This window comes from Bacteroides fragilis NCTC 9343 (assembly GCF_000025985.1).
Lineage (GTDB): Bacteria > Bacteroidota > Bacteroidia > Bacteroidales > Bacteroidaceae > Bacteroides > Bacteroides fragilis.
Genome location: NC_003228.3, coordinates 225,106 through 245,031 on the forward strand (window position 1 = coordinate 225,106; position 19,926 = coordinate 245,031).

At 41.4% G+C, this 19,926-nt stretch carries 16 protein-coding genes; all 16 read left to right on the forward strand.

Going from position 1 to position 19,926, the window contains the following annotated elements; genetic code table 11:
• Positions 1 to 46 precede the first annotated feature (46 nt).
• The 16 genes from BF9343_RS00960 to sufD all read left to right on the forward strand — a co-directional run bounded on the left by BF9343_RS00960 (position 47) and on the right by sufD (position 19,918).
• A complete protein-coding gene (locus BF9343_RS00960) occupies positions 47 to 1,231 on the forward strand; it encodes a 6-bladed beta-propeller (RefSeq protein ID WP_005783896.1) in 1,185 nt (394 codons plus the stop codon).
• Positions 1,218 to 1,778 (forward strand): hypothetical protein, encoded by a 561-nt coding sequence (locus BF9343_RS00965; protein ID WP_008657987.1) that lies wholly within the window; start codon positions 1,218 to 1,220, stop codon positions 1,776 to 1,778. Before BF9343_RS00960 ends, BF9343_RS00965 begins: the two co-directional genes overlap by 14 nt.
• Before the next feature lie 204 nt (positions 1,779 to 1,982).
• A complete protein-coding gene (locus BF9343_RS00970) occupies positions 1,983 to 2,963 on the forward strand; it encodes a GntR family transcriptional regulator (protein ID WP_005783903.1) in 981 nt (326 codons plus the stop codon).
• Between the two features lie 72 nt (positions 2,964 to 3,035).
• Entirely contained in the window at positions 3,036 to 4,808 is a 1,773-nt protein-coding gene (gene fucI, locus BF9343_RS00975; RefSeq protein ID WP_010991938.1) for an L-fucose isomerase, read from the forward strand.
• 18 nt (positions 4,809 to 4,826) lie between these two features.
• Positions 4,827 to 5,981: a lactaldehyde reductase gene (gene fucO / locus BF9343_RS00980; RefSeq protein WP_005801896.1), complete on the forward strand. Its 1,155-nt coding sequence runs from the start codon at positions 4,827 to 4,829 to the stop codon at positions 5,979 to 5,981.
• Positions 5,978 to 6,616 carry a class II aldolase/adducin family protein gene (locus tag BF9343_RS00985; RefSeq protein ID WP_005783908.1) on the forward strand — a complete coding sequence of 213 codons (639 nt, stop codon included), beginning with the start codon at positions 5,978 to 5,980 and terminating at the stop codon, positions 6,614 to 6,616. The genes fucO and BF9343_RS00985 overlap by 4 nt, the downstream gene beginning before the upstream one ends.
• Before the next feature lie 17 nt (positions 6,617 to 6,633).
• Positions 6,634 to 8,046, forward strand: coding sequence for a rhamnulokinase (locus BF9343_RS00990; RefSeq protein WP_010991939.1), 1,413 nt, complete (start codon positions 6,634 to 6,636; stop codon positions 8,044 to 8,046).
• Positions 8,047 to 8,057: 11 nt separating this feature from the next.
• Positions 8,058 to 9,389: an L-fucose:H+ symporter permease gene (fucP, locus tag BF9343_RS00995; RefSeq protein WP_008769204.1), complete on the forward strand. Its 1,332-nt coding sequence runs from the start codon at positions 8,058 to 8,060 to the stop codon at positions 9,387 to 9,389.
• Between the two features lie 716 nt (positions 9,390 to 10,105).
• Complete coding sequence (rimP, locus tag BF9343_RS01000) at positions 10,106 to 10,573, forward strand: ribosome assembly cofactor RimP (protein ID WP_005783918.1); 468 nt, start codon at positions 10,106 to 10,108, stop codon at positions 10,571 to 10,573.
• 2 nt (positions 10,574 to 10,575) lie between these two features.
• On the forward strand, positions 10,576 to 11,838 hold the full coding sequence (nusA, locus tag BF9343_RS01005) for a transcription termination factor NusA (RefSeq protein WP_005783919.1): 1,263 nt from the start codon (positions 10,576 to 10,578) through the stop codon (positions 11,836 to 11,838).
• Between the two features lie 120 nt (positions 11,839 to 11,958).
• Positions 11,959 to 15,006 (forward strand): translation initiation factor IF-2, encoded by a 3,048-nt coding sequence (gene infB / locus BF9343_RS01010; RefSeq protein WP_005783920.1) that lies wholly within the window; start codon positions 11,959 to 11,961, stop codon positions 15,004 to 15,006.
• A 74-nt stretch (positions 15,007 to 15,080) separates the two neighbouring features.
• On the forward strand, positions 15,081 to 15,584 hold the full coding sequence (locus BF9343_RS01015) for a CvpA family protein (RefSeq protein ID WP_005783922.1): 504 nt from the start codon (positions 15,081 to 15,083) through the stop codon (positions 15,582 to 15,584).
• A gap of 5 nt (positions 15,585 to 15,589) precedes the next feature.
• Positions 15,590 to 17,044 (forward strand): Fe-S cluster assembly protein SufB, encoded by a 1,455-nt coding sequence (sufB, locus tag BF9343_RS01020; protein WP_005783924.1) that lies wholly within the window; start codon positions 15,590 to 15,592, stop codon positions 17,042 to 17,044.
• On the forward strand, positions 17,044 to 17,790 hold the full coding sequence (locus tag BF9343_RS01025) for a hypothetical protein (protein WP_005796779.1): 747 nt from the start codon (positions 17,044 to 17,046) through the stop codon (positions 17,788 to 17,790). The genes sufB and BF9343_RS01025 overlap by 1 nt, the downstream gene beginning before the upstream one ends.
• A 23-nt stretch (positions 17,791 to 17,813) precedes the next feature.
• Positions 17,814 to 18,566, forward strand: coding sequence for a Fe-S cluster assembly ATPase SufC (sufC, locus tag BF9343_RS01030; protein WP_005783928.1), 753 nt, complete (start codon positions 17,814 to 17,816; stop codon positions 18,564 to 18,566).
• Between the two features lie 8 nt (positions 18,567 to 18,574).
• Positions 18,575 to 19,918, forward strand: coding sequence for a Fe-S cluster assembly protein SufD (gene sufD, locus BF9343_RS01035; protein ID WP_008769207.1), 1,344 nt, complete (start codon positions 18,575 to 18,577; stop codon positions 19,916 to 19,918).
• Positions 19,919 to 19,926 lie beyond the last annotated feature (8 nt).

Consider the following 19,926-nt stretch of genomic DNA (forward strand, 5'->3'; position numbering starts at 1 on the left):
GAAGAGGTGTTTTCCTCTTCCGGTTTATTCTAATAATATGTTAGTTATGAAGTACTTGAATTTGTTTATATTCGTGTTGTTGTTGGCAGGATGTAATCGACCTGTTAAACACTCCGATATTATCCAAGCCGATACTATGGTAAGTATCATACCCCAAGAGGATACTATCACATTATCTGCTCTCTTTTCTAGATGTGAAATTGTAAAATTGAATGATATTGTTTTAGCGTCAATAAATAAAGTATTTAAGTATGATTCTTTGTGGATTGTGCAAGGAAAGTCTGATCAGGGTGGGGTCCATTTGTTTAATAATGAAGGCCGATATTTAAAAACCGTTTTGAAATGGGGGCAGGGACCTGAAGAAGCATATGATATTTGGAGTATTAAACTATTAGATGGATCTATCTATTTATTGATTAATTCTGGAACAGAAGTTGTGGAATATTCTTTGCAGAAACAAAAAATGGTAGAGCGCTTTCGGCTACCGTCTGAGATACTTTCAGCTACAGATTTTGTTGTTGATAATGGTGGAAATTATATATTCTTAAAATCGATCTCCCGAGAGAAAAAAAAGGAAGAGTATAAACTTTATGTGTATAATAAGAAAGAGGGGACAATCGTAAATAGAATATTGAATATGGATAAAAAGTCTAGTGAGTATATTTCTTTTGATCAAAGTGATTGTTTATATCGTGTTCAGGATGAAATCTATTATTACGAGGTTTTTAGAAATGGTATTTGTCGGTTATCTGCTAATGATATGACTGGATACATCGCTTTTAAACAAAATGAATATACTTTTCCGGAAAAAGAACTTTATAATGAAGATCATACATTTCAGTCTTTTATAGATGTTTGTGAAAATAGTCCTTTTATTTGGGCGCATCGTAATTTATTTGAAGGAGAGCGCTTTGTGAGTTCTACTTATATGTATAAAAAAGAACTGTTTTGGAATATTATAGATAAATCTGATTATAGCGTACATTCATATAAATGGGTATATGATGACTTGATATTAAATGAGGTTGTCCCTGTTGAAGATTATTTATATCGTGCTAATGTTCAGGAGAATATCCATTATTATACATTGTCTTTTTACGATTTTGATAGAATTATGCAGTTGAAAAAGAAGTGTAAAAAAAGCGTAGGAGAAAAGTGGATGGTAAAACTAGATGATATGTTAGATGAAAATTCAAATGATATAATAGTTTGTTTTTATGAGAAAAAGTAATGATATAATTTTTTATTCGTTGTTAGCATTGTGTCTATTTACTAACTGTCTGTTTATAGGATACTACTATTACCAACAAAACAGGGAAGTACTGTTGGGGCAAGAGTTGGAACATCAGAAAAAACAAAATTATGAATTAATAGTTAATCAAATAGAATCAGGGATTATTCCACATGTAATTTCTGATAAAAAAGAATTTGCAGGATATTTTGTCCTTGTGTTTCCTAATGGTATTTGTGATGTTTGTAATAAATGGTTGTTTAAACAAATCTCTGAATTATCCAGTACTTCGGATTTAGTGGTGGTTGTCCCTGATAAATTGAAGAAGAATATGGAAATCTATAATACCGTTTATAAACTTAAGTTGTCGTCTATTTTTTGTTCGGAAAAGTATGCCATGCCTCAGGAGGAATTTAAAGATATGACATATATATTCTATTGCTCAAAAACTGGAACGGTTTTATATCCTTTGGCACTTCATCATAAAAATATAGACTTGGACTTGTACTTTAAATTAGTAAAGTCAATAGATTTAGATTTCTTGTAACACAAGGGATGCTTTTCTATATTTAAGTAAGAGTAGCTCTGTTGGTTGTAGAGTAAATGATTACTATAAATAATTGCTTTGTTCTCTGCCTTTGATGTTGTATAACATACCATTTTATCTTGCTTATCCAGAATAAACTACCTTTCTTTGTATCATGATAGTTCAGCATAGCTATCTACAATTAAATAACCTTTATTGATACGTATGAAAATAACTTTTGGACAACAAACGACCAAAGTAAAGCAACTGGCTGATAAGATCAGTTTTGATATCTCGATGGGAGTATATAAATCGGGAGACTCATTGCCTTCTATTAATCAGCTCAGTCAGGCGTATGAAGTTTCCCGTGATACTGTGTTTAAAGCTTTTCTTGATTTAAAAGAAAGAGGGATTATTGATTCTACTCCGGGAAAAGGGTATTACGTTGTGGGGAGATTGAAGAATGTATTGCTTCTGCTTGATGAATATTCTCCTTTTAAGTATGCACTTTACAATAGTTTTGTAAAGCGTTTGTCTATCCGCTATAAAGTCGACCTGCTGTTTCATCAGTACAATGAACGTTTGTTCAATACCATCATCCGTGAATCGTTGGGGCGGTATAATAAATATATTGTGATGAACTTCGATAACGAAAAACTGTCTCCTAATCTTTATAAGATAAATCCATCCAAACTTCTTCTTCTTGATTTCGGTAAATTTGAGAAAGAGGGGTTTTCTTATGTTTGTCAGGACTTTGATCAAGGATTCTATAATGCGCTATTTCAACTGGCAGATCGATTGAGAAAATATCAAAAACTCGTTTTCGTGTTAGTAGATGATAGTATGCATCCCCGGAGTAGCCGTGACTTTTTTGAGAGATTTTGTGCCGATCAACATCTTGGTTGTGAAGTGGTGAGTGATATTGAGGGACTTCAGGTTCGCAGAGGAGAAGTTTATATAGCAATTCGCCAAATAGATGTAGTAAGTATTATTAAGAAAAGTAGGGTTGAGGGATTGCAATGTGGGGTTGATTTTGGCTTGATCGGATATAATGATACACCTGCTTATGAAGTGATAGATCAGGGAATAACTGCACTAAGTGTGGATTGGGAAAAGATGGGAGATAAAGCTGCTGAGTTTGTTTTGCAGGGGAAAACCATACAAGATTACTTGCCTACGGAGGTCAGGTTAAGGGCTTCTTTATAAAAGAGCTTTTCAGACCTGTGTGTCAGCACAGGTCAGCATAGGAAGATTGTTTAATAAACTTAATAATATAGTATGAAAAAGTATCCAAAAATCGGGATTCGTCCCACCATCGATGGACGTCAGGGCGGCGTTCGCGAAAGCCTTGAAGAAAAAACAATGAATCTGGCAAAAGCTGTTGCCGAGTTGATCACTTCTAATTTGAAGAATGGAGACGGAACCCCTGTGGAGTGTGTGATTGCAGATGGAACCATCGGACGTGTGGCTGAAAGTGCTGCTTGTGCGGAGAAGTTTGAACGTGAGGGGGTAGGAGCCACTATCACTGTCACTTCATGCTGGTGTTACGGTGCCGAAACAATGGATATGAATCCGTATTATCCGAAAGCTGTTTGGGGATTTAATGGAACAGAGCGTCCGGGAGCTGTATATCTGGCTGCTGTGCTGGCAGGACATGCACAGAAAGGACTTCCGGCATTTGGCATTTATGGTCGCGATGTACAAGACTTGAATGACAATTCTATTCCGGCAGATGTAGCTGAAAAAATTCTGCGTTTTGCACGTGCGGCTCAGGCTGTAGCCACAATGCGTGGCAAATCTTATCTGTCTATGGGCAGTGTTTCTATGGGTATTGCCGGTTCGATTGTAAACCCGGACTTTTTCCAGGAATATCTGGGCATGCGTAATGAATCGATTGATTTGACAGAGATTATTCGTCGTATGGCCGAAGGAATCTATGATAAGGAAGAGTATGCCAAGGCAATGGCTTGGACTGAAAAATATTGCAAAAAGAATGAGGGCAATGACTTTAATATACCTGAAAAAACGAAGACCCGTGCACAAAAAGATGAGGACTGGGAGTTCATTGTGAAAATGACAATCATCATGCGCGATCTGATGCAGGGAAACCCTAAATTGAAAGAACTCGGATTTAAGGAAGAGGCTTTGGGGCATAATGCTATTGCGGCAGGTTTCCAAGGGCAGCGTCAGTGGACCGATTTCTATCCGAATGGCGACTTCTCTGAAGCATTACTCAATACTTCGTTCGATTGGAATGGTATTCGTGAGGCTTTTGTCGTTACAACAGAAAACGATGCTTGTAACGGTGTGGCTATGCTGTTTGGTCATCTGCTGACGAATCGTGCACAGATTTTTTCAGATGTACGCACATATTGGAGTCCGGAAGCAGTGAAACGTGTGACCGGTAAAGAGTTGACAGGAATGGCTGCTAACGGTATTATTCACTTGATTAATTCGGGGGCAACTACTCTTGACGGAACCGGACAGCAGACGAATGCTAACGGAGAACCTGCGATGAAACCTTGCTGGGAAATTACAGAAGGAGAAGTTGAGAAGTGTCTGGAGGCTACTACCTGGTATCCGGCTAATCGCGATTATTTCCGTGGAGGTGGTTTCTCTTCCAATTTCTTATCAAAAGGAGGTATGCCTGTAACTATGATGCGGTTGAACCTGATAAAAGGTCTTGGTCCAGTGCTGCAGATAGCCGAAGGCTGGACAGTAGAGATTGATCCGGAGATTCATAAATTACTTGACGAACGTACGGATCGTACATGGCCTACTACCTGGTTTGTTCCTCGTTTGTGTGATAAACCGGCCTTTAAAGATGTATATTCTGTGATGAATAACTGGGGGGCCAATCATGGGGCGATCAGTTATGGACATATTGGGCAGGATGTGATTACATTGGCTTCCATGCTTCGTATTCCGGTTTGCATGCATAATGTAGAAGAAGACCAGATTTTCCGTCCGGCAGCTTGGAATGCTTTTGGTATGGATAAAGAAGGAGCAGATTATAGAGCTTGTACTACTTATGGGCCTATTTATAAATAACCTTTAGAAGAGTACAACATGATTAATCGATTTATATTAAACGAAGTTTCTTACTTCGGTCCGGGAGCACGTGAAGTGCTCCCCAAAGAGATTTCACGTTTGGGGCTGCACAAAGCATTTGTCGCAACAGACAAAGATTTGATAAAGTTTGGAGTAGCTGACAAAGTACTTAAGGTGCTGGAAGCTGCCAAGATTCCTTATGAAATATTCAGTGAGATTAAGCCCAATCCTACAGTGTCGAATGTGAAAGCCGGTGTCGAGGCATTTGCATCTTCCGGTGCAGACTTTATTTTGGCTATAGGTGGCGGATCTTCTATGGATACGGCAAAGGCGATTGGTATTATTACCAATAACCCGGAATTCAGTGATGTCGTTTCATTGGAGGGAGTGGCAGATACCAAGAAGAAATCTGTTCCCATCATCGCGTTGCCTACTACTGCAGGAACTGCGGCAGAGGTGACTATCAACTATGTGATAACGGATGAAAAGAACCAGAAGAAGATGGTTTGTGTAGATCCTAATGATATTCCGTCTATTGCGATAGTGGATGCTGAGTTGATGTACACACTTCCTAAAAGTCTGACTGCAGCTACGGGACTCGACGCACTGACTCATGCTATTGAAGGTTTAATAACCAAAGGGGCATGGGAGATGAGTGATATGTTCGAAATTAAAGCTATTGAAATGATCAATCGTTATCTTGTGACTGCCGTTGAAGAACCATCGAATGCAGAGGCACGTAACGGTATGGCAGTGGCTCAATATATTGCAGGTATGGCTTTTTCGAATGTAGGTTTGGGAGTTGTGCATGGTATGGCACATCCGTTGGGAGCTATTTTCGATATTCCTCATGGTGTGGCCAATGCTCTATTATTGCCCATTATTATGGAGTTCAATGCTCCTGCAGCTCTTGACAAATATGTTGAGATAGCTAAAGCGATGAATGTGTATTCTACTGACATGACTAAAGAAAAGGCGGCAGAAGCAGCAGTCGAAGCTGTAAAAACATTATCTTTGAGGGTCAATATTCCGCAACACTTGTCGGACTTGGGTATTCAGGAAAGTGATCTTGACCGTCTGGCCACAGCAGCGTTTGCTGATGTATGTACGCCGGGCAATCCACGGGAAGTAACAAAAGAAATTATTCTTGATTTATATAAGAAAGCATTATGATAACCAATGAACATATCGAGCAATACCTTGCTCAGGCACATCGCTATGGCGATGCCAAATTGATGTTGTGCAGTAGCGGTAACCTTTCATGGAGAATCGGTGAAGAAGCGCTTGTTTCCGGAACAGGTTCTTGGGTGCCGAATTTGCAGAAAGAGAAAGTATCCATTTGTAATATTGCTACGGGTACGCCTCAAAACGGTGTGAAACCTTCCATGGAAAGTACCTTTCATCTGGGGATTCTTCGTGAGCGTCCGGATGTAAATGTCGTTTTGCATTTTCAGTCGGAATATGCTACGGCTGTTTCTTGTATGAAAAATAAACCATCTAACTTCAATGTAACTGCGGAGATCCCTTGTCATGTAGGTAAAGAGATTCCTATTATTCCTTACTACCGTCCCGGTTCTCCGGCGCTTGCCAAGGCTGTTGTGGAAGCGATGAAAGAACATAATTCTGTATTGCTGACTAATCATGGGCAGGTGGTATGTGGCAAGGACTTTGATCAGGTATACGAACGTGCTACTTTCTTTGAGATGGCTTGCCGTATCATAGTTCAATCCGGAGGGGACTATTCGGTCTTGACGCCGGAAGAGATTGATGACTTGGAGGTATATGTATTGGGAAAGAAAACAAAATAGATAATGACTACCAGCTTATGAGTACTTACTTAGCAGCTGACTTTGGTGGAGGTAGCGGTCGGATTATGGCCGGTACCCTTACCGAAGGTAAGCTAAAACTGGAAGAGGTATATCGTTTTGCCAATCGGCAGATAAAACTTGGAAACTGTGTTTACTGGGATTTTCTTTCTCTTTTTGAAGAAATGAAAAACGGACTTCGTGTCGCTGCCCGGAAAGGCTACGAAGTAAAAAGTATGGCTATTGACACCTGGGGAGTTGATTTTGGGTTAATAGATAAGGATGGTAAGTTGCTGGGCAACCCGGTCTGTTATCGTGATTCCCGTACGGATGGTATACCTGAAAGAGTGTTTAAACAGATTGATCAGACTGTTCATTACGCTGAAACCGGGATTCAGGTGATGCCTATCAATACTCTGTTTCAACTTTATAGTATGAAGCAGAATGATGATGTGCAACTCCGGGTGGCTGATAAGCTATTATTTATGCCTGACCTGTTCAGCTATTTTCTTACCGGAGTAGCGAACAATGAATATTGTATCGCTTCTACTTCAGAGCTACTGGATGCTCGTCAGCGTAATTGGTCGGATAACTTGATCAGTGAGTTGGGATTACCCCGTCAGCTTTTTGGTGAAATCGTTTTTCCCGGAACTGTCCGTGGCAAATTGAAGCAGGAAATAGCAGATGAAACCGGTTTGGGATGTATCAATGTCGTTGCTGTTGGTTCGCATGACACAGCCAGTGCCGTATTTGCCGTTCCCTCCAATGAACCCAATCGGGCTTATCTCAGTTCGGGAACCTGGTCTTTACTCGGGGCAGAGGTAGATCAACCGATTCTGACAGAAGAAGCACGTGTGGCCGGATTTACGAATGAAGGCGGAATACAAGGTAAGATACGTTTTCTACAAAACATAACTGGGCTTTGGATTTTACAACGTTTGATGGCTGAATGGAAAGAACAGGGAAAGGAAATCAGTTATGATTGTGCAATAGCTGAAGCTACAGTGTCGGATATCCGTTCGGTGATTGATGTGGATGATTCTGCTTTTTGCAATCCCGACCATATGGAAGAGTCGATCATTAAGTATTGTCATAAGCACCATTTACGGACACCAGTCTCTCAAGGAGAATTTGTTCGTTGCGTTATCGAGTCATTGGCATATCGTTATAAATTGGGAGTAGAGCAGATGAATCGATGTCTGCCGGCACCGGTCAAACAGCTTCATATTATTGGAGGAGGCTGCCAGAACCGTCTGCTAAATCAGCTTACTGCCAATGCTTTAGGTATTCCTGTGTATGCCGGTCCGGTAGAAGCCACTGCTATCGGCAATATTTTAGTGCAGGCAAAAGCCCAAGGCGAAGTCGATTCTTGGGAAGAATTAAAAGAAATTATCATAAACAGTGTAGAACCTCAGGTATATTATCCTGAATAACCCGACAATTCATGAAAAACACCAACCGTTCCATTCTCCATAAAGATGGAGTAAGTTATATCCTACCATTTATCTTAGTGACCTCTTGTTTCGCTCTATGGGGGTTTGCTAACGATATTACCAATCCAATGGTGAAGGCTTTCTCGAAAATATTCCGTATGAGCGTCACTGATGGAGCACTAGTACAAGTCGCTTTTTACGGGGGATACTTTGCAATGGCCTTTCCTGCTGCAATGTTTATTCGCAAATACTCTTATAAAGCCGGTATCCTGTTGGGACTGGGGCTATATGCTTTGGGTGCCTTGCTGTTTTTCCCAGCAAAGATGACAGGCGATTATTACCCTTTTCTGCTCGCTTATTTTATTTTGACATGTGGACTCTCGTTTCTGGAAACAAGTGCTAATCCTTATATATTATCGATGGGTACAGAAGAGACGGCGACCCGACGATTGAATCTGGCGCAGTCGTTTAATCCGATGGGATCATTGCTCGGCATGTATGTTGCCATGAATTTCATTCAGGCGCGTCTGAATCCTATGGATACGGTAGAACGCAGCCAATTGTCTCCGGCAGAGTTTGAAGTATTGAAAGAGTCGGATCTCTCTGTGTTGATTGCTCCTTATCTGATTATAGGATTAGTAATTCTAGCGATGCTTTTTGTGATACGTGCCGTTAAAATGCCTAAGAATGGCGATAAGAACCATAATATTGATTTTATACCCACATTGAAGCGTATCTTTAAAATTCCCCATTATAGAGAAGGAGTCATAGCACAATTTTTTTATGTAGGTGCACAGATTATGTGTTGGACTTTTGTTATCCAATATGGAACGCGCTTGTTTATGTCGCAGGGAATGGAGGAGAAGGCTGCTGAAGTGCTTTCCCAGGAATATAATATAATTGCTATGATTATTTTTTGCATAAGCCGTTTCGTGTGTACATTTATTCTTCGCTACCTGAATCCGGGGATGCTTCTCAAGATTCTTGCGATTGCGGGTGGTGCTTTTACGTTAGGTGTGATTTTTTTGCAAGACATATGGGGATTGTATTGTTTAGTAGCTGTTTCGGCTTGTATGTCACTAATGTTTCCCACGATTTATGGCATTGCTCTTCGTGGTTTGGGTGATGATGCCAAATTTGGGGCTGCCGGTTTGATTATGGCAATTCTGGGAGGCTCTGTGTTGCCACCATTACAGGCTTGTATTATTGACCAACATACATTGTTGGGTATGCCTGCTGTAAACTTGTCTTTCATACTTCCTTTTATCTGTTTCGTAGTGATTATCATTTATGGACATCGTACGTGTGCACGTGTGAAGAAGATAAAAGCTGAACGAGGCTAATATCATTAAGAGTTTAATGTATCGTTTGGCTAAATTTTTGAGTAAATGTTTTCTTCTGCTAATGTTGCTAAGCTCTTGTAGTCAAGTATCATCGGCAGAAGAAACACTCTTCTCTGTTCCTACAGATATGGCATTAATGAAAATTTGATAATAGGAGGGTATTATCTTCCACCTTTCATTTTAGTAGAGAAAGCAAGTGCAATAGCTTGGTATATAGCATAATGTATCTATTGTCTTATCTGCTTATGTCTATAAAAGCATTGTGTTTCCCTTCGTGTCTTTAGTGAAAAAGGGCTGAATCTTATCCGAGCCCGTATGCCTATGCTCGTGGGCCCGGGTATGCGGGCCGGAGTAAAGATCGGATGAAAGATGGTAATAGTCTTGTTTATAAAGGTTTATGATGTAGTGCGAATCAACTTGTTTTCTTCTTTATTTGCGCAGGGAAAAAGGTCTTTAGGAAATTTCTCTAAATTGTAAGCAAGTTGACATTCAACAAAGTCGCCTATTTGCGAATTGATGGAAAGTATTCAAGATAGCGACAATAATTATATTTTCTATGGTCGATTGAAATGTAGATAGTTCCTGTTTTTTTCTTATCATTTCTTTTTTTTCTCTAATATTTTGTAGTCGAACAGATTATTTATATCTTTGCACCCGAAACGGATGAAAGGTGGAGGGGCGATTAAGCTCCTTTTTTTGTTCTTAATAGTTAATCAATGATAGAAAAAAGAACTGTTTGTCAGATTGTTGAAGAATGGCTGGAGGATAAAGACTATTTTCTGGTAGAAGTGACCGTCAGCCCTGATGACAAGATTGTGGTCGAAATTGACCATGCAGAAGGTGTTTGGATTGAAGACTGTGTGGAGTTGAGTCGCTTCATTGAGTCGAAACTGAACCGTGAAGAGGAAGATTATGAGCTGGAAGTAGGTTCTGCCGGAATCGGACAGCCATTTAAAGTATTGCAACAGTACTATAACCACATCGGCCTGGAGGTGGAAGTGCTGACTAAAGGCGGACGCAAACTGAGCGGGGTCTTGAAAGATGCTGATGAAGAAAAGTTTGTTGTGACCGTACAAAAGAAAGTAAAACCCGAAGGAGCCAAACGTCCTCAATTGGTAGAAGAGGATGAAACCTTCACCTATGATGATATAAAATATACTAAATACTTAATTAGTTTTAAATAATTATGGCCAAGAAAGAAGAAACAATCAGCTTGATTGATACATTTTCGGAATTTAAGGAACTGAAGAATATCGATAGAACCACGATGGTAAGCGTGCTCGAAGAGTCGTTCCGCAGTGTGATCGCGAAAATGTTTGGCACTGATGAAAATTACGACGTAATTGTGAATCCGGATAAGGGTGACTTTGAAATATGGCGTAACCGTGAGGTAGTGGCAGACGAGGATTTGACTAACCCGAATATGCAAATTTCGTTGACTGAAGCACAAAAAATCGATGCTTCTTACGAAGTGGGTGAAGAAGTAACCGATGAAGTGATTTTCGCTAAGTTCGGTCGCCGTGCTATTTTGAATCTTCGTCAGACACTGGCTTCTAAAATTCTTGAGCTTGAAAAGGACAGTATTTATAATAAATACATTGATAAAGTAGGTACTATCATCAACGCAGAAGTATACCAGATCTGGAAAAAAGAGATGTTGTTGCTTGACGATGAAGGAAACGAGTTATTGTTGCCGAAAACAGAGCAGATACCAAGCGATTTTTATCGTAAAGGAGAAACTGCCCGTGCAGTGGTGGCACGCGTGGACAACAAAAACAACAATCCGAAAATTATCCTCTCGCGTACTTCTCCGGTTTTCCTGCAGCGCTTGTTCGAGATGGAAGTGCCTGAAATAAACGATGGCCTGATTACCATCAAAAAGATTGCCCGTATTCCCGGTGAACGTGCCAAGATTGCGGTAGAATCTTATGATGACAGAATTGACCCTGTAGGAGCCTGCGTAGGTGTAAAGGGAAGTCGTATTCATGGCATCGTACGTGAACTTCGCAATGAAAACATTGATGTGATTAATTATACATCTAATATTTCATTGTTTATCCAGCGTGCTTTAAGCCCGGCTAAGATTTCTTCTATTCGTCTGAATGAAGAAGAACGTAAAGCAGAAGTATTCTTGAAACCGGAAGAAGTATCGTTGGCTATTGGTAAAGGCGGTTTGAATATTAAACTGGCCAGTATGTTGACTGAGTACACCATTGATGTGTTCCGTGAGTTGGATGAAAACGCGCAGGATGAAGATATTTATTTGGACGAGTTCAGAGATGAAATCGACGGATGGGTGATCGATGCTATCAAGGCTATTGGCATTGATACGGCTAAGTCTGTATTGAATGCACCTCGCGAAATGCTGATTGAAAAAACGGATCTTGAAGAAGAAACGGTGGACGAGGTATTACGCATTTTGAAATCGGAGTTTGAAGATAATGAATAATAGATCAATGCGATGATGTGCCGATATGCCAATAAAAAGAAAGGGCGTATAGGAATTGGCACATTGGCATATTGAACGATTATCAAATTATTCTTTCTCCATTATTCTTTAAATTAAAATATGACGATAAGGTTAAACAAAGTTACAAGAGATTTAAATGTAGGAATCGCGACGGTAGTTGAGTTCTTGCAAAAGAAGGGGTATACCGTTGAGGCAAACCCGAATACGAAAATTACCGAGGAGCAGTATGCTATGCTCGTGAAAGAGTTCAGCACAGATAAGAACCTTAGACTTGAATCGGAACGTTTCATTCAGGAACGTCAAAACAAAGATCGCAACAAGGCATCTGTTTCTATCGATGGTTATGATAAGAAGGAACCGGAGAAGACTGTTGCTGACGATGTGATTAAGACGGTCATTCCGGAAGATGTGCGTCCGAAGTTTAAACCTGTCGGAAAAATTGATTTAGATAAACTGAACCGGAAGGTTGAGAAAGAACCGGTGAAAGAAGAGCCAAAACCACAACCTGTAGCTGCTGAGGAAAAGAAAGTAGCGGAAGAGGTTAAGCCTGTTGTAAACGAAGTGAAAAAAGAAGAAGTCACTGTGACTCCTGCTACTTCGGAACCGAAACCGGTGAAAGAAGAACCGAAACCGGTGGTGGTTGAAAAGCCTGTTGAAACAGAAAAGAAAGTGGTTGAGGAAGTCAAGAAAGAAGAACCAAAAGTCGTGGTGTCTCCAGAAAAAACAGAGAAGAAAGAAGAGAAACCGGTAGCAGAAGCACCGGTTACTCCAGTAGAGAAGGAAGAGGAGGGCGTATTTAAGATCCGTCCGACTGAGTTTGTATCTAAGATTAATGTTATCGGGCAGATTGACTTGGCTGCATTAAATCAGTCGACACGTCCGAAGAAGAAATCGAAAGAGGAAAAGCGGAAAGAGCGTGAAGAGAAGGAAAAGCTTCGTCAGGATCAGAAGAAACAGATGAAGGAAGCCATCATCAAGGAAATCCGTAAAGAAGATAGTAAACAAGCTAAGGTCGTTGGTAAGGAAAACCTTGATCCTAACGGTAAGAAGAAACGTAATCGCATCAACAATAATAAGGAAAAAGTAGATGTGAACAATGTTGCTTCTAATTTTGCACACCCTACTCCAAACAGTGAGCGTACGAATAATAACCGTGGAGGAAATCAACAAGGTGGCGGCGGACAGAATAGAAACCGTAATAACAATAATAAAGACCGCTTCAAAAAGCCTGTAGTAAAGCAGGAAGTAAGCGAAGAAGATGTAGCAAAGCAGGTTAAAGAAACGTTGGCTCGTCTGACAAGCAAAGGTAAGAACAAAGGTGCCAAATATCGTAAAGAAAAACGTGACATGGCGTCCAACCGTATGCAGGAACTGGAAGATCAGGAAATGGCAGAAAGCAAGGTACTGAAACTGACAGAATTTGTGACTGCTAATGAATTGGCAAGCATGATGAACGTATCTGTAAATCAGGTTATCGGAACTTGTATGAGCATTGGTATGATGGTTTCTATCAATCAGCGTCTGGATGCAGAAACGATTAATCTTGTGGCTGAAGAATTTGGATTTAAGACTGAATATGTCAGTGCAGAAGTAGCCCAAGCCATTGTTGAAGAGGAAGATGCGCCGGAAGATCTGGAACATCGTGCTCCGATTGTTACAGTCATGGGACACGTAGACCATGGTAAAACTTCGTTGCTTGACTACATTCGTAAAGCAAATGTAATTGCAGGTGAAGCCGGAGGTATCACACAGCATATTGGTGCATATCATGTTACATTGGAAGATGGACGTAAGATTACGTTCCTCGATACTCCGGGACATGAGGCATTTACTGCAATGCGTGCCCGTGGTGCAAAGGTGACCGATATCGCAATTATTATTGTAGCTGCCGATGATGATGTAATGCCCCAGACCAAGGAAGCCATTAATCATGCAGCAGCAGCAGGTGTTCCTATCGTATTTGCTATTAATAAAATAGATAAGCCTCATGCTAATCCCGAGAAAATTAAAGAGACATTGGCTCAGATGAATTATCTCGTAGAAGAGTGGGGTGGCAAATATCAGTCACAGGATATCTCGGCTAAGAAGGGTCTCGGAGTTCCTGAACTGATGGAGAAAGTACTTCTTGAAGCAGAAATGCTCGACTTAAAGGCAAATCCGAATCGTAATGCTACGGGTTCTATCATCGAATCAACTTTGGATAAGGGACGTGGATATGTTGCGACTGTATTGGTCTCTAACGGTACGCTGAAGGTGGGTGATATTGTACTTGCCGGAACAAGCTACGGCCGTGTAAAAGCCATGTTCAATGAACGTAACCAGCGTGTAGCCCAGGCAGGGCCATCGGAACCGGTATTGATTCTGGGTTTGAATGGTGCTCCTGCTGCAGGTGATACTTTCCACGTGATTGAGACTGATCAGGAAGCCCGTGAGATTGCCAATAAACGTGAACAGTTACAGCGTGAACAGGGGCTGCGTACTCAGAAACTGTTAACACTGGATGAAGTGGGACGTCGTATTGCGCTGGGTAACTTCCAGGAACTGAACGTAATTGTGAAAGGTGACGTGGATGGCTCTATCGAGGCCTTGAGTGATTCGTTAATCAAGCTGTCTACCGAACAGATCCAGGTAAATGTGATCCATAAGGCTGTAGGTCAGATTTCGGAATCGGATGTGACATTAGCAGCTGCTTCGGATGCCATTATTATTGGATTCCAGGTACGTCCATCGGCTTCCGCACGTAAGTTTGCCGAACAGGAAGGTGTGGACATACGTTTGTACTCTGTTATCTATGCAGCTATCGAAGAGGTGAAGGCTGCTATGGAAGGTATGCTTGCTCCGGAAGTGAAAGAGGTAGTAACTGCTACTATCGAAGTGCGTGAGGTATTCCACATTACTAAGGTGGGTACAGTAGCCGGTGCTGTTGTGAAAGAGGGCAAGGTGAAACGTTCGGATAAGGCTCGTCTGATCCGTGATGGTATAGTAATCTTCTCAGGTTCCATCAATGCTTTGAAGCGCTTTAAAGATGACGTGAAGGAAGTAGGTACAAACTTCGAATGTGGTATCAGTCTTGTTAACTACAACGATTTGAAGGTAGGTGATATGATTGAAACTTACGAAGAAGTAGAAGTGAAGCAAACTTTATAATTCTCACGAAACTGAAAATATACGGAGGCACAGAGTGATTACAACTCCGTGTCTCCGTTTTCGTTTTACATAGAATGACGACCATAGATATTATCATACTGATTGCTCTTGGAGCCGGTGTTATTGTCGGATTTATGAAGGGCTTTATCCGGCAGCTTGCTTCCATTCTCGGATTAATTGTGGGGCTATTGGCAGCAAAAGCTTTGTACACCTCACTGGCTGTGAAGTTATGCCCTACGGTGACCGACTCCATGACTGTGGCGCAGATACTGGCATTTATCATTATCTGGATCGCTGTGCCGCTAATCTTTACATTGGTGGCTTCAGTATTAACCAAGGCATTGGAGGCGGTTTCACTTGGCTGGCTGAATCGCATGCTTGGAGCCGGGCTCGGAGCTTTGAAATATCTTTTATTGGTGAGCTTGGTTATCTGTGTCATTCAGTTTATAGACTCCGATAGTCAGTTGATTAGCCAAACAAAGAAGGAGCAGTCCTTGTTATATTATCCTATGGAAAGCTTTGCGGGGATCTTCTTTCCCGCAGCAAAAGAGGTTACACAACAATATATATTCAAATAAAAATGATGCAACAAGAAGAACCCAATAAATATGTAAAAGAACTCACGCAGGAGAAGTATAAATACGGCTTCACTACGGAGGTACATACAGATATCATAGAGAAGGGACTCAATGAAGACGTGGTACGTTTGATCTCGTCTAAAAAGAACGAGCCGGAGTGGTTGCTGGAGTTCCGTCTGAAAGCTTATCGTCATTGGTTAACGCTGGAGATGCCTACTTGGGCACATTTGCGTATACCGGAAATTGACTATCAGGCAATCTCATATTATGCCGATCCTACGAAAAAGAAGGAGGGCCCGAAGAGTATGGATGAAGTTGATCCGGAATTGATAAAAACATTCAATAAACTCGGCATTCCACTGGAGGAGCAGATGGCATTGAGTGGTATGGCTGTGGATGCAGTGATGGACTCTGTGTCAGTGAAAACGACCTTTAAGGAAACACTGATGGAGAAAGGTATTATTTTTTGCTCATTCAGTGAAGCTGTGCGTGAACATCCCGACTTGGTGAAAAAGTATCTCGGATCTGTTGTTGGGTATAGAGACAACTTCTTCGCGGCATTAAACTCGGCTGTATTCTCAGACGGTTCTTTTGTCTATATCCCCAAGGGGGTACGTTGTCCTATGGAACTCTCTACTTATTTCCGTATTAATGCTGCCAATACCGGTCAGTTTGAACGTACATTGATTGTGGCTGATGACGATAGCTATGTTTCCTATCTGGAGGGGTGTACAGCTCCAATGAGAGATGAGAATCAATTACACGCTGCTATTGTCGAAATCATGGTACATGATCGTGCGGAAGTGAAATATAGCACCGTGCAGAATTGGTATCCGGGCGATGCCGAAGGCAAAGGTGGAGTTTATAATTTTGTGACAAAACGTGGCAATTGCAAAGGAGTAGACAGTAAACTTTCATGGACCCAGGTTGAGACAGGTTCGGCTATTACATGGAAATATCCGTCTTGTATTCTTTCCGGGGATAATTCTACTGCAGAGTTTTATTCTGTAGCTGTGACGAATAATTATCAGCAGGCAGATACAGGTACTAAAATGATTCATTTAGGTAAGAACACCCGTAGTACGATTGTCAGCAAGGGTATATCTGCCGGGAAGAGCGAGAACTCTTACCGTGGGTTGGTCCGTGTAGCTGAAAAGGCTGATAATGCCCGTAATTATAGCCAGTGTGACTCATTGCTGTTGGGTGATAAGTGTGGTGCACATACTTTTCCCTACATGGATATCCATAATGAAACGGCAGTTGTAGAGCATGAAGCGACTACCAGTAAGATTAGTGAGGATCAGATATTTTATTGTAATCAGCGTGGTATTTCTACAGAAGATGCCATTGGATTGATCGTAAACGGCTATGCTAAGGAGGTACTTAATAAACTTCCAATGGAATTTGCCGTAGAAGCTCAGAAACTACTTACGATCTCTCTTGAAGGCAGTGTAGGATAATGAAGACGAAACGTGTTGGTTGGCTATTGATATTCCTGTCCTATGTTGGTGTAGTACTGGCACAAAACCTTGACGATCAAGAAAGGAGGTGGGCGATCAGTGGCTCTTGGGGAGGAAATTGGCCGATAGTCACAAAGAATACACTTTCGGGAAAAGCTGTTTCTGCAGGACATATACATACTTTAATGTTGGAGTATTATATTCCTTATACCCGTTTCTCCCTGAAAGGAGGATATACAGGTGAAGAAATAGGTTTGAATCCAGGTATTTCTGCCTCAATGAGTAATCTGGAAATAGGAGGGCGGTATTATTTCTTACCACAACGGTTTGCAATCCAACCTTATGGGGGACTTTCTACTGGATGGAACCTCTCTCCACGAAGGCAGGAGGGGATGGGCAGTAGCAGTTATTACGATCCTTCAAGGCAAGAGTTTCGTAAAGATTACGATTATCGATACCGAATTAAAGAACCATTATTCACAGTTTCTCCTGTGGTGGGAGCTGATATATATTTTCTTTCTTGTCTTGCTCTCACCTTGGAATATAATTTCCGGATGGGCATTGCCGGAAAGATAAGTGGAGAGATAGAGAAGACCAATTCTCGTGGAACCGGATTTGTACGTAGCAATGGGATGCGGCAGACCGTAAGTGTAGGGGTAAAGGTTAACTTCCCTTTTACTATTACGCAGACGGACGGAAATTCCATATTACAATGGTTGGACGAGGTTATTTTTGGAAAAGAATAGATAATGAAATAATTGATAAGATCATGTTAGAGATAAAAGACCTGCATGCCAGCATTAACGGCAAAGAGATATTGAAAGGCATTAACCTGACGGTGAAGCCGGGCGAAGTACATGCCATTATGGGACCTAACGGTTCGGGTAAAAGTACGCTTTCGTCTGTTCTGGTAGGTAATCCTGCTTTCGAAGTGACGAAAGGAAGCATCACGTTCTATGGTAAAAATCTTTTGGAATTGAGCCCTGAAGATCGCAGTCACGAAGGTATTTTTCTTAGTTTTCAGTATCCGGTGGAGATCCCGGGCGTGAGCATGGTGAACTTTATGCGTGCTGCTGTCAATGAACAGCGTAAGTACAAAGGATTACCCGCTTTGACAGCCAGTGAGTTCTTGAAATTGATGCGTGAAAAGCGTGCAGTGGTCGAGTTGGATAATAAATTGGCCAATCGTTCGGTAAATGAAGGTTTCTCGGGTGGAGAGAAAAAACGGAATGAGATTTTTCAGATGGCTATGCTCGAACCCCGTCTCAGTATCTTAGACGAGACTGATTCCGGACTCGATATCGATGCGCTTCGTATTGTAGCCGAAGGAGTAAATAAACTGAAAACTCCCGATACCAGTTGTATTGTCATCACCCACTATCAGCGTCTGCTGGACTATATAAAGCCGGACATTGTACATGTTCTTTACAAAGGACGTATTGTAAAGACTGCCGGTCCGGAACTCGCTCTTGAGTTGGAAGAGAAGGGATATGATTGGATTAAGAAGGAATTAGGAGAATGAGTTTAATTATGAATGCAGAACAGCAATATATAGATCTCTTTTCTCAGTGTGAAGCGATGATCTGTCGTCATAGCGCTGAGGCGTTGAATGCCCCCCGGGCAACAGCTTTTGCTGATTTCGAACGTCAGGGGTTTCCTACACGGAAACAAGAGAAATACAAATATACGGATGTCAGTAAATTCTTTGAGCCGGATTATGGGTTGAACTTGAACCGGCTGCCCATTCCGGTGAATCCTTATGAAGTGTTTAAATGTGATGTTCCGAACATGAGCACTTCATTGTTTTTTGTAGTGAACGATGCATTCTACAATCAGGCGCTTCCTAAGTCCGGATTGCCTGAAGGAGTTATCTTCGGTAGTTTGAGAAATATGGCTGAACAGCATCCGGAACTTGTGAAGAAGTATTATGGTAAGTTGGCTGATACTTCGAAAGATGCGGTTACGGCTTTTAATACAGCTTTTGCACAGGATGGAGTATTGATGTATGTTCCGAAGAATGTGATCGTCGATAGACCTATTCAACTGGTCAATATACTTCGTGCGGATGTTAATTTCATGGTAAACCGCCGTGTGTTGATTATCCTTGAAGAAGGGGCTCAGGCCCGTTTGCTTATTTGCGATCATGCAATGGATAATGTAAACTTCTTGGCAACTCAAGTTATTGAAGTGTTTGCAGAAGAGAACTCCGTTTTCGATCTTTATGAATTGGAAGAGACTCATACCAGTACAGTGCGTTTCAGTAATTTGTATGTGAAACAGGGAGCAAACAGCAATGTATTGCTTAATGGAATGACACTTCATAACGGGACAACCCGTAATACGACAGAAGTTACCCTTGCCGGTGAAGGTGCCGAGATCAATCTTTGTGGTATGGCCATTGCTGATAAAAACCAACACGTGGACAATAATACCTCGATAGATCATGCCGTGCCGAATTGTACCAGCAATGAGTTGTTTAAATATGTTCTTGACGATCAGTCTGTGGGAGCTTTTGCCGGTTTGGTACTGGTACGTCCTGATGCGCAACATACCAGTTCTCAGCAGACAAACCGTAACCTCTGTGCTACTCGTGATGCCCGTATGTATACTCAGCCGCAACTGGAGATATATGCCGACGATGTAAAATGCTCTCATGGAGCTACTGTAGGTCAACTGGATGAAAACGCTCTTTTCTATATGCGTGCTCGTGGTATCGCCGAAAAGGAGGCCCGTCTGTTGCTGATGTTTGCATTTGTCAACGAGGTGATTGATACCATTCGTCTGGAGGCGTTGAAAGATCGTCTGCATTTGTTGGTTGAAAAACGTTTCCGCGGTGAACTGAATAAGTGCCAGGGATGTTCTATTTGCAAATAATCAGTGAT